Annotated in this window: 23 protein-coding genes; 21 read left to right on the top strand and 2 right to left on the bottom strand. The window is 47.9% G+C overall.

Going from position 1 to position 23,543, the window contains the following annotated elements; genetic code table 11:
• Positions 1–169 precede the first annotated feature (169 nt).
• The 9 genes from yidD (at position 170) to HPY81_04980 (ending at position 8,718) form a co-directional block, all read left to right on the top strand.
• Positions 170–379 (top strand): membrane protein insertion efficiency factor YidD, encoded by a 210-nt coding sequence (gene yidD, locus HPY81_05020; GenBank protein ID NPV26818.1) that lies wholly within the window; start codon positions 170–172, stop codon positions 377–379.
• Positions 380–515: 136 nt separating this feature from the next.
• On the top strand, positions 516–1,205 hold the full coding sequence (locus HPY81_05015; GenBank protein ID NPV26817.1) for a membrane protein insertase YidC: 690 nt from the start codon (positions 516–518) through the stop codon (positions 1,203–1,205).
• Positions 1,202–1,822: a protein jag gene (locus HPY81_05010; GenBank protein NPV26816.1), complete on the top strand. Its 621-nt coding sequence runs from the start codon at positions 1,202–1,204 to the stop codon at positions 1,820–1,822. Before HPY81_05015 ends, HPY81_05010 begins: the two co-directional genes overlap by 4 nt.
• 165 nt (positions 1,823–1,987) lie before the next feature.
• A complete protein-coding gene (mnmE, locus tag HPY81_05005; protein NPV26815.1) occupies positions 1,988–3,370 on the top strand; it encodes a tRNA uridine-5-carboxymethylaminomethyl(34) synthesis GTPase MnmE in 1,383 nt (460 codons plus the stop codon).
• A gap of 16 nt (positions 3,371–3,386) precedes the next feature.
• Positions 3,387–5,297 (top strand): tRNA uridine-5-carboxymethylaminomethyl(34) synthesis enzyme MnmG, encoded by a 1,911-nt coding sequence (gene mnmG / locus HPY81_05000; protein ID NPV26814.1) that lies wholly within the window; start codon positions 3,387–3,389, stop codon positions 5,295–5,297.
• Positions 5,290–6,009, top strand: a complete 720-nt coding sequence (gene rsmG, locus HPY81_04995; GenBank protein ID NPV26813.1) for a 16S rRNA (guanine(527)-N(7))-methyltransferase RsmG — start codon at positions 5,290–5,292, stop codon at positions 6,007–6,009. The genes mnmG and rsmG overlap by 8 nt, the downstream gene beginning before the upstream one ends.
• Positions 6,010–6,243: 234 nt before the next feature.
• Positions 6,244–7,005: an AAA family ATPase gene (locus HPY81_04990; protein NPV26812.1), complete on the top strand. Its 762-nt coding sequence runs from the start codon at positions 6,244–6,246 to the stop codon at positions 7,003–7,005.
• The gene (locus HPY81_04985; protein ID NPV26811.1) at positions 6,998–7,867 is read left to right on the top strand and encodes a ParB/RepB/Spo0J family partition protein; all 870 of its coding nucleotides are present in this window, start codon (positions 6,998–7,000) and stop codon (positions 7,865–7,867) included. Before HPY81_04990 ends, HPY81_04985 begins: the two co-directional genes overlap by 8 nt.
• A gap of 173 nt (positions 7,868–8,040) precedes the next feature.
• Positions 8,041–8,718, top strand: coding sequence for a DUF554 domain-containing protein (locus HPY81_04980; GenBank protein ID NPV26810.1), 678 nt, complete (start codon positions 8,041–8,043; stop codon positions 8,716–8,718).
• 6 nt (positions 8,719–8,724) lie between these two features.
• Here HPY81_04980 and larC read toward each other — a convergent pair whose 3' ends face one another.
• Positions 8,725–9,960, bottom strand: coding sequence for a nickel pincer cofactor biosynthesis protein LarC (gene larC / locus HPY81_04975; GenBank protein ID NPV26809.1), 1,236 nt, complete (start codon positions 9,958–9,960; stop codon positions 8,725–8,727).
• Positions 9,961–10,203: 243 nt separating this feature from the next.
• Between larC and HPY81_04970 the strand changes: the two genes are divergently transcribed.
• The 4 genes from HPY81_04970 to HPY81_04955 all read left to right on the top strand — a co-directional run bounded on the left by HPY81_04970 (position 10,204) and on the right by HPY81_04955 (position 12,521).
• Entirely contained in the window at positions 10,204–10,716 is a 513-nt protein-coding gene (locus tag HPY81_04970) for a DUF4446 family protein (GenBank protein ID NPV26808.1), read from the top strand.
• Between the two features lie 35 nt (positions 10,717–10,751).
• Positions 10,752–11,711: a M23 family metallopeptidase gene (locus HPY81_04965; GenBank protein ID NPV26807.1), complete on the top strand. Its 960-nt coding sequence runs from the start codon at positions 10,752–10,754 to the stop codon at positions 11,709–11,711.
• A 66-nt stretch (positions 11,712–11,777) separates the two neighbouring features.
• Entirely contained in the window at positions 11,778–12,194 is a 417-nt protein-coding gene (locus tag HPY81_04960) for a polymer-forming cytoskeletal protein (GenBank protein ID NPV26806.1), read from the top strand.
• A 72-nt stretch (positions 12,195–12,266) separates the two neighbouring features.
• Entirely contained in the window at positions 12,267–12,521 is a 255-nt protein-coding gene (locus HPY81_04955) for a YkuS family protein (GenBank protein NPV26805.1), read from the top strand.
• A gap of 88 nt (positions 12,522–12,609) precedes the next feature.
• On the opposite strand, the gene yyaC is transcribed toward HPY81_04955, so the two are convergent.
• Positions 12,610–13,233 carry a spore protease YyaC gene (gene yyaC / locus HPY81_04950; GenBank protein ID NPV26804.1) on the bottom strand — a complete coding sequence of 208 codons (624 nt, stop codon included), beginning with the start codon at positions 13,231–13,233 and terminating at the stop codon, positions 12,610–12,612.
• A 221-nt stretch (positions 13,234–13,454) separates the two neighbouring features.
• Here yyaC and HPY81_04945 point away from each other — a divergent pair, with 221 nt between their 5' ends.
• The 8 genes from HPY81_04945 (at position 13,455) to HPY81_04910 (ending at position 23,535) form a co-directional block, all read left to right on the top strand.
• Entirely contained in the window at positions 13,455–14,420 is a 966-nt protein-coding gene (locus HPY81_04945) for a hypothetical protein (GenBank protein ID NPV26803.1), read from the top strand.
• A 101-nt stretch (positions 14,421–14,521) separates the two neighbouring features.
• Positions 14,522–15,934, top strand: coding sequence for an L-seryl-tRNA(Sec) selenium transferase (locus tag HPY81_04940; protein NPV26802.1), 1,413 nt, complete (start codon positions 14,522–14,524; stop codon positions 15,932–15,934).
• Positions 15,931–17,841, top strand: coding sequence for a selenocysteine-specific translation elongation factor (gene selB / locus HPY81_04935; GenBank protein NPV26801.1), 1,911 nt, complete (start codon positions 15,931–15,933; stop codon positions 17,839–17,841). Before HPY81_04940 ends, selB begins: the two co-directional genes overlap by 4 nt.
• A 243-nt stretch (positions 17,842–18,084) precedes the next feature.
• Entirely contained in the window at positions 18,085–19,071 is a 987-nt protein-coding gene (locus HPY81_04930) for a 2-hydroxyglutaryl-CoA dehydratase (GenBank protein NPV26800.1), read from the top strand.
• Positions 19,068–20,159: a CoA protein activase gene (locus tag HPY81_04925; protein NPV26799.1), complete on the top strand. Its 1,092-nt coding sequence runs from the start codon at positions 19,068–19,070 to the stop codon at positions 20,157–20,159. The genes HPY81_04930 and HPY81_04925 overlap by 4 nt, the downstream gene beginning before the upstream one ends.
• Entirely contained in the window at positions 20,156–21,115 is a 960-nt protein-coding gene (locus tag HPY81_04920) for a 2-hydroxyglutaryl-CoA dehydratase (protein NPV26798.1), read from the top strand. Before HPY81_04925 ends, HPY81_04920 begins: the two co-directional genes overlap by 4 nt.
• Before the next feature lie 213 nt (positions 21,116–21,328).
• Positions 21,329–22,507, top strand: coding sequence for an ABC transporter substrate-binding protein (locus tag HPY81_04915; GenBank protein NPV26797.1), 1,179 nt, complete (start codon positions 21,329–21,331; stop codon positions 22,505–22,507).
• A 140-nt stretch (positions 22,508–22,647) separates the two neighbouring features.
• The gene (locus HPY81_04910; protein ID NPV26796.1) at positions 22,648–23,535 is read left to right on the top strand and encodes a branched-chain amino acid ABC transporter permease; all 888 of its coding nucleotides are present in this window, start codon (positions 22,648–22,650) and stop codon (positions 23,533–23,535) included.
• Positions 23,536–23,543: the final 8 nt, after the last annotated feature.

The raw sequence follows: 23,543 nt of genomic DNA, 5'->3' as shown, positions 1-23,543 counted from the left end.
CCTGGAATAAAATGTTAAATTACATTGTGGTTTGGTTTTTGACCTTAATCTAGCGAAAAAAGAGTACATCTAAACGACTAACAATGTTTTACCTTTAACAAAAAAGCTAATTTTGCAAAAGGCTCATTTAATTACTGTTAGGATTGGGCAGGGGATATTAGTGGAGAAAATTCTCGTGTCGGTTATAACTAAGACGATCTTATTGTATCAAAAATATATTTCACCTTTAAAAACCCCGTCATGTCGTTTTTATCCCAGTTGCTCGACATATACCATACAAGCCCTGGAGAAAAAAGGGATAATTAAGGGTTTGTTTTTGAGTGTTCGGCGAATTCTGCGATGTCATCCATTTAATCCGGGAGGGTATGACCCTGTTTAATCTCGCCGGTAGGCCGTAAATATTCTTTTGAGTTTTGAGAGCGGTTTATGTGAAGAGTGGAGGAGGTGAATCCTGCGTCAAACCTAACGATAATGGTACCGGCGAGAGACGATAGGGTTTGAGCAGGGGAAGAACTTTGTGGGCGAAACTGGTTGCGGGATTTTCTGATATTATACAATTATTCTATAATTTTACAGTGCAAATTGGTCTCCCCAGTTATGGGTTGGCAATTATTCTGCTAACGATCGTGATCAAGATGGTATTGTATCCCCTGACGATTAAACAAATGATGTCGATTAAGGGATTAAAAGAGATTCAACCGAAAATTGACGAAATTAAGCGTAAATATCATGATAAGAAGGATAAAATGCAGGAAGCGATTATGCAACTCTACAGAGAGCACAATGTTAATCCACTGGCGGGATGTTTGCCCTTACTGGTTCAGATGCCTTTCTTAATCGCATTGTATCAAGCGCTTTTACATTTTAATTATATAAATCCAAGTCATGCAAGATTTTTTTGGATTCAGAATTTAAGCGAACCAGATCCCTGGATTATACCGATATTGGCTGGCTTAACCACCTGGTGGCAACAAAAGGTAAGCATGGTATCGCCCAATGACCCTAACCAAAAAATGATGTTGATCTTTATGCCGTTATTCCTGTTCTGGATTGCGCGGAGTATTCCGGCCGGGTTGGGTTTGTATTGGGTTGTCTTTAGTGTGGTGGGTGCAATTCAACAGATCATTATTAATCGGCAAGTACGACCAATACCGGTACCGGCAGTTGAGGGGAGAAACAAGAAGGAGGATCGGAACAAGAAATGAAGATGGTCGAAAAAAGCGGAAAAACAATAGATGAAGCGATTGAGGCGGCTTTAGCGGAATTAGGCGTTGGCAGGGAGAACGTGGAAATAGAAGTTTTAGAAGAGGGTAATAAGGGGATTTTTGGCATAATTGGTGTCCGTTTAGCACGTGTCCGTTTGACTGTTAAAGACGATCCGGCCGGTCGTGCCGTCGCTTTTTTAGAAGAAATTTTCAAATCAATGAATGTTCAAGCTCAGATAGATGTAAAAATGAACGGGGACAATATCTATATTTGTTTTAGTGGCAAAGACCTAGGTATTCTAATTGGACGGCGTGGCGATACCCTGGACGCCCTGCAGTACCTGGTAAATCTGGCGGTCAATAAATCTGGTGAAAAACGAGTTAAGATCGTGCTTGATGTGGAGGAATACCGTAAGCGTCGCGAAGAAACAATAGTCAAGTTAGCCCACCGACTTTCTGATAAAGTAAAAAGAACAAAAAAGAACGTTGTGTTAGAGCCCATGAATCCTCACGAGCGGCGGGTAATTCATACGGCCTTGCAAAATGACCCTTCTGTTTATACATTCAGTCAAGGGAATGAACCATATCGAAAGGTGGTCATATCTTTAAAAAAGTAGATCGCCCCGGTTCAAGAATTAGTTGGACGGGGCGAAAAGTACGGAGAGATAAGGAAGCGGAATCCAAATAGTAAGGGAATATCGATATTTGCAAGTGGGGCCGCTTGTTGTTAGTATTCTAACCACGGGCGGTTTTTTTGATCTGGTTTAAAGGAGTTGTTGAGTGTGCTTACTGATACGATTGCTGCTATTGCCACCGCTGTTGGCGAGAGCGGTATAGGGATTATTCGCGTCAGTGGTGAACAGGCGATTGCTGTTGTAGATAAAGTATTTTCCGCTAAGCGCGCAATAAGATTGAGGGAATGCGCTACTCACACCCTGCACTTGGGTTATATTATCGACCCGGTTAGTGGGGAAAAGGTTGATGAAGTTTTAGTTTCTCTGATGAGAAGGCCGAAAAGTTTCACTGGTGAAGATGTTGTGGAGATTAATTGTCATGGTGGATTGGTCCCGCTGAGAAAAACCTTGGAGCTGTTGTTAAAGGCGGGGGCTAGAATGGCCGAACCGGGTGAATTTACAAAGCGCGCGTTTTTGAATGGAAGGATTGACTTGGCTCAAGCCGAATCGGTGATCGATATTATTCGGGCGAAAACAGACGCCAGTTTAAACGTAGCTTTAGGACAATTAGAGGGTCGGTTATCGGAACGGATACGAGATGTTCGTCGCATGATTGTTGAACTGTTAGCGTTTATTGAGGCAAACATAGATTTCCCAGAAGAAGACATCGAGGAAATATCGCGAGGAGAAATTTTAGCCAGAGTTGAAACCATTCGCACCGCAATTGCTGATTTACTGATTTCAGCTGAGCAGGGAAGAGTTTATCGAGAGGGTTTGCGCGTAGTCATTGTTGGACGGCCAAATGTGGGGAAATCCAGTCTGTTGAATGCCTTACTCAAGGAAAAGCGGGCCATTGTTACAGATATTCCGGGGACAACGCGGGATGTTTTAGAAGAAATACTTAATATTCGAGGAATCCCGGTGCGCATTATCGACACAGCAGGAATCAGAGAGACAGGTGACCCGATCGAAAGGATTGGCGTAGAAAAGGCTCAGGAATATTTAAATCTGGCTGATTTGGTTTTGCTGGTACTGGATGCGGGTGAGAAATTGTCCGCAGAAGATCGCCGGATCATTGAGATGGCCCAAAAAAAGCCGACTATTGTCTTGATAAATAAAACAGATTTAGTCGAACAACGACTTAATGAGCAAGAGGTTGAAGAATTAGTAATAGGTGCCAAGATCTTGCGTATCTCAGCGAAAGAAGAATTAGGTCTTAATGAACTTGACGAAAAAATTGTTGAGATAGTCACTGGTGGTTCAATCAAACGGGAAAGTCCTCTGGTTAGCAATATACGTCATAAAATTGCCCTGGAGGAAGCACAGGCGAATTTAGCTGATGTCGTAGATGCATGCGTGGCTGGCGTATCTCTAGACTGTCTGGCGATTGATATACGGGAAGCGTGGGAACGCTTAGGTGAAATCACCGGGGAAACGGTGACTGAAGACATCATTGACCAAATCTTTTCCCAATTTTGTATCGGTAAATAGCTGGGGGTGAGAGAGTATGGAGTACATCGCGGGGGAATACGATGTCGTGGTAGTCGGGGCAGGACATGCTGGTTGTGAAGCCGGACTGGCGGCCGCACGCATGGGCTGCCGAACTTTAATTCTCACAATCAGTCTGGACAATATTGCATTAATGCCTTGTAATCCTGCCATAGGCGGACCCGCTAAGGGTCACCTGGTACGAGAAATCGATGCCCTGGGTGGAGAAATGGGTATAAATATAGATAAAACATTAATCCAGGTCCGGATGTTAAATACAGGAAAAGGACCGGCGGTGCGTGCGCTGCGGGCTCAAGCAGATAAAAAAGATTACCAACGGGAAATGACCTATACCCTACAAAAGCAAAAAAACCTGGACCTTAAACAAGCCATGGTGGAACGAATCATTACCCAGAATGGCCGGGTTGCTGGTGTAGTAACGAAAACCGGGGCGATTTTTAAGTGCCGTGCCGTGGTGATTACTACTGGTACCTATCTCAAGGGGCGGGTGATTATCGGTGATGTCGCTTACAGTAGCGGCCCGCATGGTCAGTTCCCATCGATCACGCTCTCCGATAGTTTACGTGATTTAGGGTTGGAACTGGGTCGCTTTAAGACTGGAACCCCGGCGCGTGTAGACCGGCGTAGTATTGATTTTAGTAAAATGATTCCGCAACCTGGGGATGAACAAGGATGGTGTTTTTCCTTTATGAATTCCCCTAGGCGTCGGAAGCAAGTACCATGCTGGTTGACCTATACCACAGAAGCCACACATCGAGTAATACGAGATAATCTTCACCGTTCACCTCTATATAGTGGTGAGATTAAAGGCACCGGTCCACGTTACTGTCCTTCAATTGAAGACAAAGTTGTGCGCTTTGCCGACAAACTTAATCACCAGGTATTTATTGAACCAGAAGGATGGAACACTCAGGAGATGTATGTTCAGGGTATGTCAACCAGTCTTCCTGAAGATGTTCAGATCGCTATGTTACGGACAATCCCTGGTTTAGAGAACGTCCAGGTTATGCGGGCTGGGTATGCGATCGAATACGATTATTTGGTGCCTACCCAATTATGGCCGACCCTGGAATGTAAAACGGTGCCTGGATTGTTCAGTGCCGGGCAGATTAATGGAACTTCCGGATATGAAGAGGCAGCGGCGCAAGGGATTATAGCTGGAATAAATGCAGCTTTGTCTATTAAAGGAGAAGAACCACTGATCTTGAAGCGTTCTGATGCTTACATTGGTGTTTTAATTGATGACTTGGTTACAAAAGGTACAAATGAACCGTATCGCATTATGACGTCCCGGGCTGAATACCGCTTGTTATTAAGGCAGGACAACGCTGATCTACGATTAACTGAAAAAGGATGGCAGGTTGGTTTGGTAACACCAGAAAGGTATCGGCGATTTTGTGAAAAACGTGAAGGTATAAAAAAAGGGCTCCAATGGTTAAAGGAGACCACTGTCACCCCGAATAATACAAAGGTGAGGGAGGTATTGCAGAAGCAGGGCAGCAGCGAGTTGCGACAGCCGACAACTTTATTAGAACTACTGCGCCGACCCGAGATCAGCTATGTAGATGTCACGATGATGGTGGAGGAAGAAGTAAAAGCAGTTCCTGATGAGGTTAAGGAACAGATTGAGATTGAGGTCAAGTATGAGGGGTACATCTGTAAGCAAATGGCCCAAGTCGAACGTTTTGAAAAGCTGGAGAACAGGCGGATTCCTGAAGAAATAGATTATAATAAGATAAATGGCTTGTCGTCTGAAGCGAGACAAAAATTAACACGTTTGAGACCAGCCTCGATTGGACAGGCTTCACGGATTTCCGGCGTTTCACCGGCGGACATTTCTATTTTGCTGGTGTACCTAGAGCAGTGGCGGCGTAGCCGTGAACAGGAAAGAAGGAACGAACTTGTCTAGTTTTAAAGAGAAATTACAGCAGGCAATTCAGGAACTGGGGATATCCCTTTCTGAGGAACAAGTAAGTCTGCTTGAGAAATACAAAAAAATTCTCCAAGAATGGAACACACGGATGAATTTAACAGCGATCGACGATGATGAAGCTATGCTTTGGAAGCATTTCATTGATTCTCTGATGTGCACCCGCTATGTTGAATTTACCCCGGGCATGAGGATTATTGATGTAGGAACTGGCGCCGGCTTTCCGGGAATCCCTTTGAAGGTTTGGCAGCCAGGATTGAAAATGGTGTTGCTCGATTCCGTTAAAAAAAAGGTAAATTTTCTCAACGAGGTAATTAAACAGTTGGATTTAACTGAATGTGTAGCAATATGGAGTAGAGCCGAAGAACTGGGGCATCAAGAAAATTATCGTGATAGCTTTGACCGAGTAGTCGCGCGCGCTGTGGCTAGATTAAACATATTAATTGAATACTGCTTCCCCTTCGTAAAAGTCGGCGGAATTTTTGTTGCATACAAAGGAGTTGAGGGAAGGAGTGAATTAGAGAATGCTATAAAAGCGATTGGTATACTAGGTGGAGAAGTGGAAAATGTGTATGAAACTGTGCTTGGTCCCGGTCAGGAAAAACGTACCATTATCGTTATTAAGAAAATTGTGCCAACTCCTAAGGGTTATCCCCGGCGGGTTGGCATTGCTGAGAAAAGACCTTTGTAAAAAACGAATAAAATTTTTGGTTGATATTAAAGCAACTAGGGAAGTTTTCATTTATGGCAGGATTTCTAAACATGAACAAGAATATTGAGAATGAAAGAGGTACAAGAGACGGAACAATCGATAAATCTTTTTGTTAGATGTTCACCCTGGACAATGCAGGAAGGAAGTTCGGTGTATTTGTTGAATTCTAAGTGATAATGTGATGTGTAAGGCTGGCAGGGGGGTGATCGGGTCATGGGCAAGGTAATGGCTATTGCTAACCAAAAGGGGGGTGTGGCGAAAACCACTACCGCAGTTAACCTAGGAGCATGTTTAGCCGCTAACGGCCGAAAAGTGTTGCTGATAGATATCGATCCCCAGGGGAATGCAAGCAGTGGGCTGGGTGTAGATCGGCAGGATTTAAAAGCTTGTGTGTATGATATTTTGATCAACGGCATTCCGGTGGAAGCGGTTATTCAAGGGACGGAAATTCCAAATTTGTATGTTGTTCCTGCTACTATCCAGCTGGCTGGCGCAGAGATTGAGCTGGTTTCCGCGATATCCCGGGAAGCCAAGTTAAAAAAAGCCATCGAACGGGTTCGAGATGAATACGATTATGTCATCATCGACTGCCCACCGTCGCTCGGCTTGTTAACTCTGAACGCGCTTACTGCGGCCGACCGCTTATTGATCCCGATTCAGTGTGAATATTATGCCCTGGAAGGGCTCGGCCAGTTAATACATACCTTTCAGCTGGTCAAAAAGCACCTCAACCCCAGCTTGGAAATAGAAGGCGTTGTTTTAACTATGTTTGATGCGAGGACAAATCTGTCGATTCAGGTAGTTGATGAAGTAAAGGCATATTTTAAGAATAAGGTATTTCGCACGATCATCCCGCGAAACATTAGATTGAGTGAGGCACCCAGCCACGGGAAACCGGTTATAACTTATGATCCAAAGTCACGAGGAGCCGAGGTATATCATGAATTAGCGAAGGAAGTGATGGAAAATGAATAAAAGGGGATTAGGGCGAGGATTGCAAGCACTTATACCAAATACGCCGGTCGCCCAGGATGGCGAGGGAATGATCCGGGAGCTTGCTATTACGGCCATCCGCCCAAACCCCCAACAACCACGGCGGGAATTTAAGGAGGAAAAACTGGCAGAACTGGCGACTTCGATAAAAGAACATGGGGTTATTCAGCCAGTAGTAGTTCGACCGGTAGGAGAAGGCAGCTACGAATTAATAGCCGGTGAACGTCGCTGGCGGGCTTGCCTGAAGTTAGGGCTGGACACGATTCCGGCAATTATTAAAGAGGTCGATGATTTAAATGTCACAGAATTATCGCTTGTTGAAAACATTCAGCGTGAAGATCTCAATCCATTAGAAGAAGCAACAGCATACCGACGATTAATGAACGAGTTTGGTTTTACGCAAGAAAAGTTGTCAGAACGGGTAGGAAAAAGCCGATCTTACATTGCTAACTCTGTTCGATTGCTGAATTTACCGCCAAAAGTGCAGGAACTAGTAGCTGACGGGATTCTTTCAACAGGACACGCCAAGGCGTTACTGGGTATCTCTGAGGAAAAAAAACTTATGGAAATGGCTGAGCGTGCTGCTCGGGATAATCTAACTGTTAGAGAAGTGGAAAATTTGGTGCAGCTTGAGAACCGACCTCTCAAAATAAGCCGGAAGCAGACAAGTTCACAGGAACAGGACGGAGCCATGAGGGAGATTGAGGAGCGGTTACGCGAAATTTTTAACACAAAAGTTAATATAAAAAAAGCCGGGAAGGGCGGAAAGATTGAAATTTGTTATTACAGCGAAGAAGAATTACAGAGGATAGTGGAGACAATCCTTGATGGACAGGACGTATAGAGTGGAAGGATGAAATAGAAATGTATATAAATGGTCAGGATAAAAACAATGAATGTTCCACGTGAAACAAATTGCTGGACCATGAGCAGCCATAAATTGTTCCACGTGGAACAGTATTTTTTGTCTGCGAAAGACGTATCTGGATATATATTTTCAAGGGATGGAGCAAAGTTATGTGGGGGACAATTGTAAACGCAGGAGCAGTAATAATTGGCGGAATGCTCGGCGTAATCATTGGACAAAAAGTGAGTAGAGGCATGGGAGATACTCTCATGAAGGGGATTAGTCTAGCGGTTATATTAATCGGGTTACAAATGGCGTTGACAACCCAGAACATCCTAATCGTAATCGGTAGCCTGGTTGCAGGCGGGACAATCGGCGAATTACTGGAGTTCGAAGGTCGGTTAGAACAATTAGGAAAAAGGCTAGAGGAAATGATGAAAGAAAAAAAGGGCAATGTAGCTCGGGCTTTTGTTACCTCGAGTCTTATTTATTGTGTTGGAGCAATGGCAATTGTTGGTTCGCTGGAAAGCGGGCTGCATCAAAATTATCAAATTCTCTACGCCAAGTCTATCCTCGATGGTATTTCCGCCGTCGTTTTTGCTTCCACCATGGGGTTGGGGGTGGTTTTTTCGGCAGGGTCAATATTTATCTACCAGGGAGGGATAACATTGTTGGCTGGGTGGTTGCAGGGAGCGCTAACTCAGCCAGTAATCACGGAGATGTCAGCGACAGGTGGACTATTAATCATGGGGATCGGTTTTAACATGTTAAACATTAGCGTGATAAAAGTAGGAAACCTCCTGCCAGCGATACTGGTGGCTGCATTGCTGGCTGGGATTTTCCTTTGATTGGTGTCAATTATCACGTTTTTGTTTTAGAAATTGGGAACGGACGGCATCGTACACAACCCACAAAGGCACACCATGGGTTTTAGCAGCAAGGCGACAATCTTCGAATTCAGGGGCGAAATATTCTGAAGCGATATTTGATGTTACGGCAGTTGACAGGTTCTTTCTGAATTTAACCCGGATCTCACCATAGGGAGTAGGGACAACCTCCCGGAACCGGTCAGCGATAAAGCGGCGTTCTTCCCGAATGCGAACACCAAGGGTAGTGGTTTCTTCAAGGAGGATAACACATAAGCGGTCAGCCAATTCTGGCGCACTGAGGACGGTGAGTAATGTCCCCGGGCGATTTTTTTTCATCTGAACCGGTGTCAGGAATACGTCCAGCGCCCCCTCGCTGAATAGACGCTCGGCCACATAGGCATACCATTCGGGGTTCATGTCGTCAATGTTTGTTTCTAACACGCATACGGATGTTTGTTGATCTAAGGTATTATGCGGTGAAGTCATATTGTTGGCCATTTCTTCCCCGACCACCAGACGCAAAACATTGGGGAATGAGCGCTCATTACTGCCGGCTCCATAGCCAATTCTTTCAATTGTCTGGGCCGGCAGGGTGCCAAAAGCAGTGGCCAGAGAGGTAACCAGGGCTGCTCCGGTTGGGGTGACCGTCTCCCCAGTGACCTGAACCGAATAAACAGGGAAACCCTTCAATAGCTCCAGGGTAGCCGGTGCCGGAAGGGGCAGGACACCATGGGCGCAATTAACAAACCCAGAACCCATCGGCAACGGAGAGCAGAAGATTTTCTCTACGCCGAGGAGATCAAAACCCGCCACTGTCCCAACAATATCAACTATTGAGTCAATTGCGCCAACTTCATGAAATTGAAGAACTTCAAGTGGACAACGGTGAATAGTCGCCTCGGCTATTGCTAAACGTTCAAACACGGCTAAAGACTTACTTTTCACGCTTGGAGACAGGCTACTGGTCAAAATCATTTCTTTTATCTGCGTCCAGGACCGGTGTTCGTGCTTATGGTGTGTAAGTTCACGCTCGACGACTTCAACCAAGGTTGCTCCCAGTGGTCCCCTTTTAACCGACTCAACCCGTAACTGGTAGTCGTCAAGGGGTAATTTCCGCAGTTCTGCTTCCAAACTGTCGAGCGGAAGACCAGCATCTAAGAGAGCCCCCAAACACATGTTCCCGCTTATTCCGCCAATGCAATCCAAATAGGCAATACGCATTCTTATCACCCCAATCATAAAGTCGCTTTTTCGGCAATGCTTTTTCACATTTTATCCCAAGTGAACAATAATTGTCAAACTGGTGATGCCTAACGCCACCTTGCAAAAATTTTTTGGTAGGTTTCTGCCGGAAAAGGAAAATTTATTTTTCTGTGGAAATATTTTAGTCCGACCGTTTAAAAAATTTGGTTCAAACTATCAAACTACACTAAAAAAGAATATGAGAAACGTGGAGGTATTGCAGTGGGAATAGAACTACCATTTATTACACCATATCGAGATTTATTACTGCTGTTTTTGCTGGTTACCACCGTAATTGATTTGCTTCTCCTATTAATTCTTATAATCAGGACAACCCGGCTTAATAGACGATACCGGCAGTTTATGGCCGGTATGGAGGGCAAGAATCTGGAAGATATGCTACTGGAAAACCTTAAACTGGTTAAAGCCGGTTTTCACCGGGTTGAAGAAGTTGAACTAATCTGTCGACGGCTGGAAGGTATAACGCAACGGTGCATCCAGGGGGTCGGTGTTGTTCGGTTTAACGCTTTTGAAGATGTTGGCAGTGATCTCAGTTTCGCGGTAGCGCTGTTAGACCAACACGGAGATGGCGTTGTGTTCAGCAGTCTTTATGGCCGGGAAGATACTCGAACTTACGCCAAGCCAGTAACCGGCGGGCAATCATCATATCTTCTAACCGCGGAGGAAAAAGCTGCTATTAAAAAGGCACTTGATACTAAAGCGACGAGGCGTTAGAATTCTAACGGATTTGCTGTTTGAGGGTGGTGGTCATGGCACAAAAAAAGAGAACCAAACCTCGGTCGTTCACTTTGTTATTGGTGCCGAATGGTCGCGCTCAGGTCAAGAGCTTTCGCCTCCCAAGATGGGTATTGGGGATAACCAGTGGTGTCTTAGTTGGTTTAATATTGGTTCTGGGATATTTGACCTATGTTTACATCACTGTGGCTGATGACCTGGGACGAATTCAGAGTTTACAAGCGGAAAATCGGCGACAAGCCATGGAAATTGAAGAGTTACACCGCAGCACAGAGGATATCCGGGGTCAAATCGAGGCGGTGGTTCAGCTTGAACGTGAATTGCGCCAGTTAATTGGTGTAGATATGTCGTCCGAACTTCCGACTAAACCCGTCTCCCGTTCCAATCGCGGTCGCCCTCCTCGCCCAAATAATTCAGATGAGAGTGAGGCCGCACAAATCGAAACAGGAACAAATAGCGAGGTGCCGCTGAACCTATCCGAGATCCGCCGTGAACTAAGTGGTTTAAAGGATATGATCAGGGATGAATACAAAAATCTTACTCTGCTAAAAAATGAGGTAATCAACAAGCAGGATGTTTTTCTGGCGGTTCCTAATCGATGGCCGATCAACGGGCGAGTAACTTCAGAATTTGGTTATCGCCGGTCGCCTTTCGGCATCCGGAAAGAGTTTCACAGTGGTTTGGATATTGCAGCGGCTTATGGGACTAAGGTGAGTGCTGCGGGGGCAGGGATAGTCACTTTTGCCGGCTGGAGGCCTGACTATGGACGTATGATAACGATTGACCACGGTAATGGGTATGTTACGCATTACGCCCATAATTCTCGGCTCCTGGTCAAGGAAGGCGAACACGTTCAGAAAGGACAAGCTATCGCTGAGGTCGGTAATAGTGGCCGCAGTACCGGCCCGCACCTGCATTTTATGCTTGAACTTAACGGCTCACTCACCGACCCGTTGACAGTATTGTATCCGTAGTGTGAGAGCAAGCGGATATCACAATGCCGAGAATCATATTTCATAAATTGCAGAGGGGTAACAACAATGTTTAACAAGAAAAGAGAAACCGAGATCAACATCGAGAAAATTGAAACGATCATTGGTAAAAGCGTGGTCTTTGAGGGGCGGTTGATTACCGAAGGATCCCTCAGAGTCGAGGGGCAGTTGCAAGGGGAAATTGTGGCCAAAGGCGATCTGGTGGTCGGTGAAACGGGCCAGATTAAAGCTAACATCCAAGCCCGGCATATCTTATTGAGCGGAGAGATTATCGGCAACGTTCGAACAAGTGGCCGCTTGGAAATTGGCAGCACAGGAAAATTAATTGGCGACGTTGATGTAGCGACACTGGTCGTTGAAGAAGGAGCAGTCTTCCAGGGTACTTGTAAGATGAAAAACGGAGCGACAGCCGGTAAGGAGACATCAGGCGGGAAGCAGAAGGCGAACAATTATGACCAAAAGTAGCGAGCATAAGTATTAGTATTTTGGACCATAATATCTCCGTGAAGAAAGTCTTGCTTAACGGAGGTGATTATTATGGTCAAACGGGAACAATTGATCGCTGTTGAAGACAGCCTGACTAACATTAAACATGCCTTAGAACAGGAAGGTTATCAAACGGTGGACCTGACCAAAGCGAAAATCGCCCAGGCTCAGGCGATTGTGGTGAGCGGAAGAGACAGTAACGTCATGCAGATGGAGGATTTGGTAAACAGCGTCCCGGTTATTGATGCTAAAGGCAAGACCGCGGATGAAGTGCTACGGCAACTCAGCAGCCGCCTTCTCAGTTAATAGGGCTGAGGGGAATATTTAAAGCCACTCCAAACGGGTGGCTTTTTGTCGTTTAGGAGATTATGCTTTAAGCTCTTGAGATTATGCTTTAAGCTCTTGCTGTGGATAAGTTTCCTATTTTATAGCTGCAAAAGAAAAGACTGCTGGCGATCTGGTTGGCCATCTTCATGACCAGACTAAGGCGAGTGTTCTGAAGAACCAGAAACTCCATATACCCACCCACATTAACGATGCCCGTCAAATGAATGTTCCCAATGGGGGGCAGATCTTTTTTTACCCCAGCCCCAGGCTTGAGTGGACCGACGCCTAAAGAAATATAACCTACACTTTCGAGACGGCCGAGGCAGGCATCGATTGCGATCACGAAGGGATCTTTATATTTTTCAGCAATTGCTTCCAGTGTTTCATTAAGATTAGTGGCGTGAACCGGCTCGTCCAGGGTACCGTAGACATGTAGCACTCCCCGGGTAATGTCTTTCAATTTGGAACCAACCAGCGGTCCGAGGCTATCTCCCGTAGAGCGGTCAGTTCCAATACAGATAACCACCGTTGGCCGTTCCTGTCCCGGGTTGTAGATCTCAAAATAACGGATGAGCACCCGAACTAATTTTGGAACACAAAAAGGATCATCGGTATGAAAACCATATTTTTCTTCCTGAGCGGGCACAGGCCTGGAGAAAAGGGTAGCTACTGCTTGATGCCAGCGTTTCATTGTCCCTCCGAATTTCCAAAATAAAACTGTGCTAATAAGAGTATAGTCACTAATCAGCTGAAATATACATGAAATAAAAACTGGGCTTGCACCACGAATCGGCAGGTAATCGATTTTGTCGTTCAAGGGGGTGAAAGACAGTAAAGACCAAATTAAATTTACAAATTGCCGCGACTTATATTGGCGCCGTGGTTGGAGCTGGATTTGCCTCTGGTCAGGAAATGATGCAATTCTTTGTTCCTTATGGACATAAAGCCTTTTGGGGAATTGCCCTGATCACACTTCTTTTCGCCGGTTTAGGAATGGCAGTCTTGCAGTTGACCCGACGGTTTCAGTTAAAGTCATACCAGGACATGGTTAACTACCTGCTTGGTCGTCGTATTGGGCAGGCAATAGATGGGGTAATTACCGTATTTCTTTTTCTGGGTCTGTGTATTATGTTGGCGGGAAGTGGCGCAATTTTTGAGGAGCATTTAGGGAGTACTGCTGAACTGGGCATTGGTTTAGCGGTGGTCTGTCTGGTTGTTGTTCTGGCGGGAGAGGTAAAAGGAGTTGTTTGGTTTAACAGCCTGCTGGTCCCACTAAAATTTCTGATTTGTCTTGGGGTAAGTCTAACGGTGGTGGTTAAGGGAAAAGGGGCTCTACCCACGATCTGCCCCGGCGCCCCTGATCTTACACCGGTCAGCGAGCACTGGGTCTTGGCCAGCATTCTCTACGTCTCCTATAACATGGTGCTGGGAACAGTTATCTTGGTTTCACTGGGGGATTACGTCAGCCGGAGCGGTAGCCTAATGGGTGCGGCCTGGGGTGGAGCCGGTTTAGGGTTATTCGCTTTGGCAATAGTCTACACTTTACAAATTAACTACCCTGCGGTGACCCAGTATGAGGTGCCTATGTTGTACATTGCTGCGTGCATCCACCCGTTCTTGAAATACTTCTACGCCGTTATTCTCTGGATAGGGATTTTAACCACGGCGTTGGTGAATGCTTACGGGTTTGCCAAACGCTTGACTGCCTTGAGCGGCATGCCCTATATGCTAAATCTTGGACTGACCATAGTGCTGGCGATACCTTTCGCTCAGTATAGGTTTTCTACACTGGTTGGCACTATTTACCCGCTTTTCGGCTATATCGGTCTGGCCTTGTTGGGTGGGCTGCTGATCCGCGCGCGTCAGATCTTAAAATAATCAGGTTTCTGCATGGTTTGCCTTGGAAAAATAGCGTTGATCATAAAAATCTGGTAAAATAGGCATAACATTAAATTCATAGCCGGAGTTGAGGGATAGGCATGACCAAAGAACAATTGCTCAGACAATTACCGGCGGTCGACGCCGTACTAAAACACAGGCTAGTTGAGGACAGGCTTCAACAGTATCCGCGCAGTTTAGTGCTGGAAGCAATTCGTGAGGTCTTGGGAAATTACCGCCAGTCGATCTTGACTGGTGCAGCGAATTTATCTTTCTCAAACGAACAGCTTATCTCCGATGTAGTCCAAACAATTGAGCAGAAGGGACACAGTAGTTTGTGCCGGGTCATTAACGCTACCGGCGTAGTGCTGCATACCAACTTGGGGCGAGCTGTGCTGAGTAAACGGGCTCAGTTGGCGATTGTTCAGGCGGCGAGTGGTTATTGTAATTTAGAACTGAATTTAACTAGTGGTGAGCGCGGTTCCCGGTACAGCCACGTGGAGGGCCTTTTAACTCGACTTACGGGGGCAGAAGCGGCGTTGGTGGTTAACAACAATGCGGCGGCGGTACTCCTGGCCCTGAGCGCTGTGGCAAAAGACCGCGAGGTGATTGTCTCACGCGGACAGCTCGTCGAAATCGGTGGTTCGTTTCGGATCCCGGAGGTAATGGCCCAGAGTGGAGCGAAACTGGTGGAAGTAGGGACCACTAATAAAACCTATCTCGCGGATTATGAACGGGCGATTACGGATCAGACAGGCTTACTGCTTAAGGTTCATCCCAGTAACTACCGGGTGGTTGGTTTTACGCACGAAACGTCATTAGAAGAGCTGGTGAAATTAGGCCGGGCCTATAACCTGCCGGTTATGGATGATTTAGGCAGTGGGGCCTTGCTGAGACTTAATGCCCCGGGACTTTCTTCAGAACCAACGGTTAGTGCAAGTGTAGCCAGTGGAGCGGATATTGTGACCTTCAGCGGCGATAAACTGCTCGGGGGCCCCCAGTCCGGGCTGATCGTGGGAAAACGGTGCTGGATCGACCGGATGAAAAAACATCCGCTTAACCGTGCTCTCCGCATTGATAAACTGACGCTGGCTGCCCTGGAGGCTACCCTGCGTGAATACCTAGATCCCGAAGGGGCACAGCAGAATATTCCCACTCTGGCGATGCTGACCATGCCGGCGATGGTCATCAAGGAACGGGCCGAAGAGTTGGCTGAACAACTAAAGGAAAGACTGGCCGGACAGGCTGAGCTGAAGATTATTACCGGCAATTCCCAAGTCGGTGGAGGGGCCATGCCTTTGGCGGAGCTGCCAACCTGGCTGGTCCGTGTTAAGCCTATCCATTTAACGTCCCAGGCTGTGGCGGCTGCGTTGCGGGGAAAGAAACCTGCGGTGCTGGTCCGCATCCAGGATGACGCCCTGTTGATTGACCTGCGCACTGTGAGCGACCAGGAGATCCCGGCATTGATTATGGCGCTGGAGACAAGTCTGAACTGGGGAGGGAGAAGCGAATGAAGCATATCATTATTGGCACGGCCGGCCATGTCGACCACGGTAAAACCACGCTGGTTAGGGCCATGACCGGGGTTGATACCGATCGCTTGAAAGAGGAAAAAGAACGTGGCATTTCTATCGAACTTGGTTTTGCGCCGCTGACGCTGCCCAGTGGGCAGCGTGCCGGCCTGGTGGATGTCCCTGGCCATGAAAGGTTCATCAAGCATATGCTGGCCGGGGTGGCCGGCATCGACCTTGTCTTGCTGGTAATAGCTGCCGACGAAGGGGTAATGCCGCAGACCCGCGAGCATTTGGATATTGTTCAGTTGCTGAACGTTAAGAAAGGGATCGTGGTTATCACCAAGAAAGACCTGGTTGAAGAAGACTGGTTATACCTGGTGGAGGAAGAAGTGCGCGAAGCTTTAAAAGACACCTTTCTGGCCGAGGCCCCAATGATCGCCGTTTCAGCCGTGACCGGGGAGGGACTGTCTGAATTACTCCACATAATTGATAGACTGGTGGCGGATGTAACAGAAAAGGCGGTGGATGGCAAAACGAGGCTACCGATTGACCGGGTTTTTTCCATTGCCGGCTTTGGCACGGTGGTCACCGGGACATTGTTTTCTGGTCAACTGAAGGTTGGCGACCCGGTGGAGATCCTGCCAGAGGGAATCAGCACGCGGGTAAGAACGCTGCAGGTTCATGGACATAAGGTCGACCGGGCCGTGGCTGGCCAGCGGGTGGCGGTCAATTTGGCCAGCGTGGAGACCAGTGAACTGGCCAGAGGGAGCGTTTTACTTGAACCCAATTACTTGAGCTCCTCTTTCCGGGTTGATGCCCATCTGGAACTTCTCCGGCACCTCGCTGCTCCACTCAAGAACTTGGCCCGGATTCGTTTTCACCAGGGGACAAAAGAGGCGCTGGGGAGGGTCGTCCTTCTAGATCGAGATGAGTTGGCCCCCGGGGAAAGCAGCTATGTACAACTGGTCATGGAAGAACCAGTGGTGGTTGCCCGATACGACCGGTTTGTGATCCGCTCCTACTCACCCATGGTCACCATTGGTGGCGGGACTGTGATCGATCCTAATCCGCCGAAGCGAAAGCGCTTCCGTGAGGATGTCCTGCGGGCACTGGCCACGCAAGAACAAGGTACACCGATAGAGCTAGTTAACCAGCACCTGTTAACCACCCGGCCACCGATTATTTCTGTCTCCCTTCTAACTGAAAAACTTGGCCTGCAGACAGAGATAATTAAAAACGCGCTGCGGGAACTCGTTGAAAGTGGGCAGGCTGTATTAATCAACGTCGATGGTAGCGAACATGCCATCCACCAGCAGGTGCTGGACAACTGGTGGTCAGAGGTGCAAAGTCTGCTGGCAAATTATCACCACGAGTATCCCTTACGGACGGGATTGCCAAGGGAAGAACTGCGCTCGAAAAAGTTCGGCGCTGTTCCAGCCAAGACCTTTAATGCCCTGCTTCAGTTTTGGGAAGAACGGGGCCTGGTAAGAGCGACGGGCAGAAATGTTTCCCTGGCCGGTCATCAGCCAGCACCGCAGGGGAAAATGGCGCAGGCCCTGGAACACGTGCTGGTCAGGTACCGGGTCGGGGGATTTCAGCCTCCTGATTGGTCAGAAATGGTGCAGGATTGTGCTCTGAGTAATTCTGAAAGCGAAGAGCTGCTTAATTATTGTTTGGAACAGGGTTTACTTGTCAAGGTTAGCGAGGACACGTTCTTTGCGTCTACGGCGATTGAAGAAGCAAAAAGGAAATTGACCCAATTCCTCAAAGACCATGGGGCAATCCAGATCGGCGAGGTCCGCGACCTTCTGGAGACCTCCCGGCGCTATGTTCTTCCCCTAATGGAATATTTCGATCGCGAAAAGTTTACCCGCCGGGTTGGGGACAAACGGGTCCTATTAAAGTAGAAACCGGGCATGGGTGGTGGAGATAACGTTGGCTGTTTTCGGAGGCAAGATTGACCGGAGACGGCCATATCTTTTGTTCGTTATGAATGTAACGACAAAAAGTTCAAATGGAGGAAAAACGTAGACTTTCTTGTTCGTAATTAAAAGGACTTTCACAAAAGATGTAGAATCTATTAATGATTTTTGGTAAGCAGGGTGCAAGTTACCAGACGAGGATGAAGCAGCAGCGAAGGAGGAGCCACCATGCCCCAGAAAATCGGAATACCGCGAACATTGGGCTACTATGCCTACTATCCGCTGTGGAAGACTTTCTTTGAAGAACTGGGTTTGGAAGTAATTACTTCTAGCCCGACCAGTAAAACAATTCTTGATGCTGGAGTTAAAGAAGCGGTCAATGACGCCTGCATTCCGATCAAGATCTTACACGGGCACGTTATTGATCTTAAGGGCAAGGTTGACTACATTTTTTTACCTCGGTTGGTCAGCGTGCGCAAATTTGGTACGGAGACTTTCTGTCCAAAATTTTTGGGGCTGCCGGATATGGTTAGGGCAGCGATCGCAGACTTGCCAGAAATAATTGACACGCGGGTTGATTTGGCTAAAGGCCGGTTCGAGCTATTTCGGTTGTGTTGTAAATTGGGCGAGCGTTTCGGGGCATCATTGCCCAGAGTTATCCGGGCCTATTGGCGTGCCTTAATGGTTTATCGCCAGTACCAACGACTGCTGCGGGAGCGGTATACCCCAGTGGAGGCGATCGAGATTTTGGATGGGCGACAGCCAGAGTCTCAAGATTCCCCCAAAGAAAGCCTGGTTTTTGCAGTAGTCGGTTATCCTTACGCGATTTACGATAATTTTTTGAATGTAAACTTGCTTAAGCGCTTACGCGGGTTGGGGGTGCGGATCCTGACGGCGGAAATGATCCCTACGCGCCTGCTTATACGGGAAGCCAAAAAATTACCCAAAAATTTATTCTGGCATTTCAGTAATCGTGCTGTTCAAGCCGCCTGGTACTTTTTGTATCGCGAACGGGTCGATGGTATCGTCCATGTCACCGCGTTCGGTTGCGGGCCCGACGCGATGGTTGACCGAATGATTGAGCTGGAAGCCAAAAATAACGGGCACCGTCCTTTTTTATCCTTGACTATTGATGAACACACGGGAGAAGCGGGAATCCAAACAAGGGTAGAAGCCTTTGTTGATATGCTCAAACTACGGAGGGGTGTCCTATGAAGATCAGCTTTCCCCGTATGGGTAATTCGTTTATTGCCTTCAAAATGCTGATTAATAGCCTGGGACACGAGGCGATTGTTCCCCCAGCTCCGAGTGAACGTACATTAAGCTTGGGAGTTCGGTACGCACCCGAGTTCGCGTGTATCCCCTTCAAAATATTGCTGGGGACCTATTTAGAAGCTATCGAGCTGGGGACAGAAATGATCATTACCTCCGGTGGTGTGGGTCCATGTCGAGCCGGCTACTATGGGGTCCTCCACCAGATGATTCTCAATGACCTGGGACACAAGGTAAAGATCATGGTCATTGAACCACCACTGCGGGACATATTCGGTTTCATCCGTAACGTAAAAACTCTGATTAAACCAACCCGGATTGGCTGGCGCACGTTCTGGCACCATTTAAAAACTGCTTGGGAAAAACTGGTTGCTTTGGATGACATCGAACGTATCTCCCATCAAGTACGTCCGTATGAAGTAAATCGAGGGGAAACCACGAAAGTCTACGAACGGGTTCTGCAGATGTTGGATGAGGCCAGAAATATCCAGGAAATAACTGAAGCGCGGGTTGAGGGCGAACGCTTACTGCGGCAGATTCCCTGTGATTACAACCGGCCTACGCTGAAGGTGGGGATAATCGGGGAAATCTATGTGGTTATTGAACCCTTTGCCAACCATGACCTCCAGGTTACCCTGGAGTCGATGGGAGTAGAAACACAGCGGGCGATCTATCTCAGTGGCTATACCAGGGATTGCTTTGTTTTCGATAGCGAACACGACGTTAAAAAAGCCGCTGCGCCCTACCTGAATGAACTCATTGGGGGTCATGGGATTAACAGTGTTGGTGAGACTGTTCTTTATGCCAGACACGGGTTCGATGGGGTGGTGCAGTTGGCACCGTTTGCGTGTATTCCCGAAATTGTGGCCAAAAGTATCCTGCCCAAGGTCAGCCACGATCTGGGGATTCCTGTGCTGACACTGTTTATCGACGAGCAGACCGGCAAGGCAGGGATACAGACCCGGCTTGAGGCATTTGTGGATTTACTCTGGCAGAGGCGACAGATGATGGAGGTAAGACCAGCCATATGAAAGGTTATTTAGGGATTGATGTGGGATCCGTTAGCACCAATCTGGTCGTGCTTGACGAACATGATGAAGTTATCACCAGCCTGTACCTGCGGACAATGGGGCAGCCGATCAAGGTGGTGCAGGAGGGACTCCGGCAGATCGCGGAGACCTTGGGGTCAGCGGTTGAGATCGCTGGAGCGGGAACAACCGGCAGTGCCCGCTACCTGACCAGTGTCATGGTCGGGGCGGATGCCGTGAAAAACGAAATTACCGCCCACGCCATCGCGGCTTCCCGGTTTGTGCCGGAAGCCCGGACAATCATTGAAATTGGTGGCCAGGATTCCAAAATAATAATCCTGCGGAATGGTGTCGTGGTGGATTTTGCCATGAATACTGTTTGTGCTGCAGGCACCGGCTCGTTCCTGGATCAACAGGCGGCCCGGTTGAATATCCCGATCGAACGTTTTGGTGAACTGGCTATCCGCTCTCAACATCCGGTACGCATTGCCGGTCGATGCGCGGTTTTTGCGGAATCAGACATGATCCACAAACAACAGCTGGGGCACAGTCTGGAAGACATTGTGGCGGGGCTGTGTGATGCCCTGGTCCGAAATTATCTGAATAACGTTGGGAAAGGCAAGGATATTCTGCCTCCTGTAGTGTTCCAGGGCGGGGTGGCCGCCAACGTGGGAATCAAGCACGCCTTTGAAAAGGCTCTGGGGGTTGAGATTACGGTTCCGACCTACTACAACGTCATGGGAGCAGTCGGCGCTGCTCTAATCGCTAAGGAAGCGGTAAGCCGGACGCAGCAGACCCATTTTAAAGGCTTCGCTGTTACTGAGGTCAAATATCAGGCCCGTAGTTTTGAATGTAAGGGTTGTGCTAATTGCTGCGAAGTCATCCAGTTCTATCAGGACGATCGGGTAATTGCTCGTTGGGGAGACCGGTGCGGAAAGTGGGAGGCAATGGTAATTTAAACTGGAGACGGCTTGAAAAACATTGACAGGCCTGGTGACGAGTTATATAATGAACTCGTCTTAAATGAGATATTACATAGCAGTTTTGAGAATTACATTATTTTACTTGGTTCTACTGTTTTATAATCTACGATCCCGGGGAGGTGAAGCAGGCTATCAGCATTCCCTTATGCGGGATTTAACTATTATTTTATTTAAAAAAGGAGGATACACATGAAAGCGAGCAAAAAACTGGCCCTATTACTGGTCGTAGCTCTGATGATCAGCTTTGTTGTTGGTTGTGGTGGGGCAAAAGCACCGAACCAACCAGCAGCCAGTGACAAGATCAAGGTCGGTATTAACTATGAATTGTCGGGCGGGTTGGCGATGTATGGTACGCCGGCCAAAGATGGTATTTTATTGGCTATCGAGGAAGTGAATAAGGCCGGCGGGGTTTTAGGTAAACAAATCGAACCAGTCATTGTAGACAATAAATCAGATAACGCAGAATCTACCAGCGTAGCGGCAAAATTAGTGCAAGAAAAAGTTGTGGCGGTTTTGGGGCCGGCCACCACGGGGAAAACCCTGGCCGCCGAGCCAGTGATCACCCAGGCCAAGATTCCGCTGATCACCGCGTCGGCAACAGCGGAGTCGGTCACCTTCGACCCCAAGACGAATAAGGTGCGAGATTACATGTTCCGGGTCTGCTTTATCGACCCGTATCAAGGAAAACTCATGGGCAAGTTTGTCTATGACAACCTGAAGCTGAAAACCGCAGCCGTGCTAGTTGACACCAGCAACGACTACAGCAAAGGGTTAGCTGAAGCCTTTAAACAAAGCTTTACTGGTTTAGGTGGAACCATTATTGCAACTGAGGGTTATGTGACCAATGATAAGGAATTTAAACCGACTCTGACCAAGATATTAAGCAAGAAGCCGGACTTCATTTATGTACCTGGCTATACCCCGGAAGTTGGTCCCATCGTTAAACAAGCCCGTGAATTGGGATTCACCGGCCCGATGGGTGGCGGTGACGGTTGGGATGATCCGAAGCTGGCCGAACTGGCTGGACTGAAAAACCTGAACAACACCTTCTTAACCAACTCCTATTCGGTGGATGACCCGGATCCTGCGGTGCAGAAGTTCCGTGCTGCCTATAAAGCCAAGTATAACAGTGAACCACCGGCGTTCGCGGCTTTAGGTTATGACTCGGCCATGCTGCTCTTTGACGCGATCAAACGGGCGGGTGCGGTTGATCCGGCGAAGATTACCCAGGCTTTAGCGGCGACCAAGGACTTCGCCGGCGTGACGGGCAAGATCACTTTTGATGACAAACACAACCCGAACAAAACGGGAATCATTATGGAGTTTGTTGACGGTAAACAAGTCATGAAAGCGAAGATTAATCTCTAGACAACTTCACAGTGGACTGGCATCCTCGGACACCTTAAAGAGAGACCCTGGAATTTGTACAGTCCCAGCCTGAAGGGGGGGCAACAGAAAGCCCCCTCTTCTACTGATTTTTTCGGTGTGGAAAAGTGAGGGGTGAAATCGTGGCAGAATTCCTGCAGCAACTGGTTAACGGTATTTCACTCGGCAGCATCTATGCGCTAATCGCCCTGGGATATACCATGGTTTACGGAATCATCAAACTCATCAATTTTGCCCACGGCGATGTGATGATGGTGGGGGCATATGTTGGCCTGTTCGCCACCGCGGTGCTTGGGCTAGACGTATTTATGGCCATGCTGCTGGCAATGGTGGTGTGCGCTGTTCTCGGCGTGGTCATCGAACGGCTGGCGTACAAGCCATTGCGCCACTCCACCCGGATCGCGGCGTTGATTACTGCCATCGGGGTATCACTATTTCTGGAGTATATCATGGTTTGGGGGGTTGGCCCCCAGCAGCGTACTTATCCCACTGGTACTCTGACTGATGCCAGTTTTCGGATCTTCAATGGACAGGTCACCGTAACCAGCAAAGACATGGTGACCCTGCTTGTCTCTCTTGGGCTGACGGTCATCCTGACGTATATTGTTCACCGTACCCGGATCGGGAAAGCCATGCGGGCAGTTTCCTATGATGGTGAGGCGGCGATGCTGATGGGGATTAACGTGAATAGTACCATTTCGGCAACCTTCGCGATTGGCTCGGCGCTGGCGGCGGCGGCCGGGGTGTTGATCGGTGTTTACTACAACTCTGTTGATCCACTGATGGGCATCATTCCGGGTCTCAAGGCCTTTGTGGCCGCCGTCTTAGGGGGGATCGGCATCATCCCTGGCGCGTTACTGGGTAGTTATTTGATGGGCATCGTTGAGGCTTTTGTCAGCGGTTACGGCAGCAGTATGTACCGGGATGCCGTGGCATTTGGCATACTGATTTTGATCCTGATTATTAAACCCGTCGGCCTGCTTGGTAAGAACGTCGGGGAGAAGGTGTAGGTGGTCGC

This window comes from Bacillota bacterium (genome assembly GCA_013178045.1).
In the GTDB taxonomy this organism is placed as follows: Bacteria; Bacillota; Ch66; order Ch66; family Ch66; genus Ch66.
The sequence above is the reverse complement of the archived record's forward strand: the minus strand, read 5'-3'. Positions and strand labels throughout refer to the sequence as shown.

Bases quoted from the DNA above. Each gene is read 5' to 3' on its own strand.
- HPY81_04990 (NPV26812.1), top strand. From the start codon at position 6,244: ATGGGCAAGGTAATGGCTATTGCTAACCAAAAGGGGGGTGTGGCGAAA.
- HPY81_04985 (NPV26811.1), top strand. From the start codon at position 6,998: ATGAATAAAAGGGGATTAGGGCGAGGATTGCAAGCACTTATACCAAAT.
- HPY81_04920 (NPV26798.1), top strand. From the start codon at position 20,156: ATGAAAGGTTATTTAGGGATTGATGTGGGATCCGTTAGCACCAATCTG.
- HPY81_04925 (NPV26799.1), top strand. From the start codon at position 19,068: ATGAAGATCAGCTTTCCCCGTATGGGTAATTCGTTTATTGCCTTCAAA.
- HPY81_04945 (NPV26803.1), top strand. From the start codon at position 13,455: ATGATGCAATTCTTTGTTCCTTATGGACATAAAGCCTTTTGGGGAATT.
- yyaC (NPV26804.1), bottom strand. From the start codon at position 13,233: ATGAAACGCTGGCATCAAGCAGTAGCTACCCTTTTCTCCAGGCCTGTG.
- larC (NPV26809.1), bottom strand. From the start codon at position 9,960: ATGCGTATTGCCTATTTGGATTGCATTGGCGGAATAAGCGGGAACATG.
- HPY81_04930 (NPV26800.1), top strand. From the start codon at position 18,085: ATGCCCCAGAAAATCGGAATACCGCGAACATTGGGCTACTATGCCTAC.
- HPY81_04960 (NPV26806.1), top strand. From the start codon at position 11,778: ATGTTTAACAAGAAAAGAGAAACCGAGATCAACATCGAGAAAATTGAA.
- HPY81_04965 (NPV26807.1), top strand. From the start codon at position 10,752: ATGGCACAAAAAAAGAGAACCAAACCTCGGTCGTTCACTTTGTTATTG.
- HPY81_04940 (NPV26802.1), top strand. From the start codon at position 14,522: ATGACCAAAGAACAATTGCTCAGACAATTACCGGCGGTCGACGCCGTA.
- mnmG (NPV26814.1), top strand. From the start codon at position 3,387: ATGGAGTACATCGCGGGGGAATACGATGTCGTGGTAGTCGGGGCAGGA.
- HPY81_04955 (NPV26805.1), top strand. From the start codon at position 12,267: ATGGTCAAACGGGAACAATTGATCGCTGTTGAAGACAGCCTGACTAAC.
- HPY81_04980 (NPV26810.1), top strand. From the start codon at position 8,041: ATGTGGGGGACAATTGTAAACGCAGGAGCAGTAATAATTGGCGGAATG.
- HPY81_05010 (NPV26816.1), top strand. From the start codon at position 1,202: ATGAAGATGGTCGAAAAAAGCGGAAAAACAATAGATGAAGCGATTGAG.
- selB (NPV26801.1), top strand. From the start codon at position 15,931: ATGAAGCATATCATTATTGGCACGGCCGGCCATGTCGACCACGGTAAA.
- HPY81_04915 (NPV26797.1), top strand. From the start codon at position 21,329: ATGAAAGCGAGCAAAAAACTGGCCCTATTACTGGTCGTAGCTCTGATG.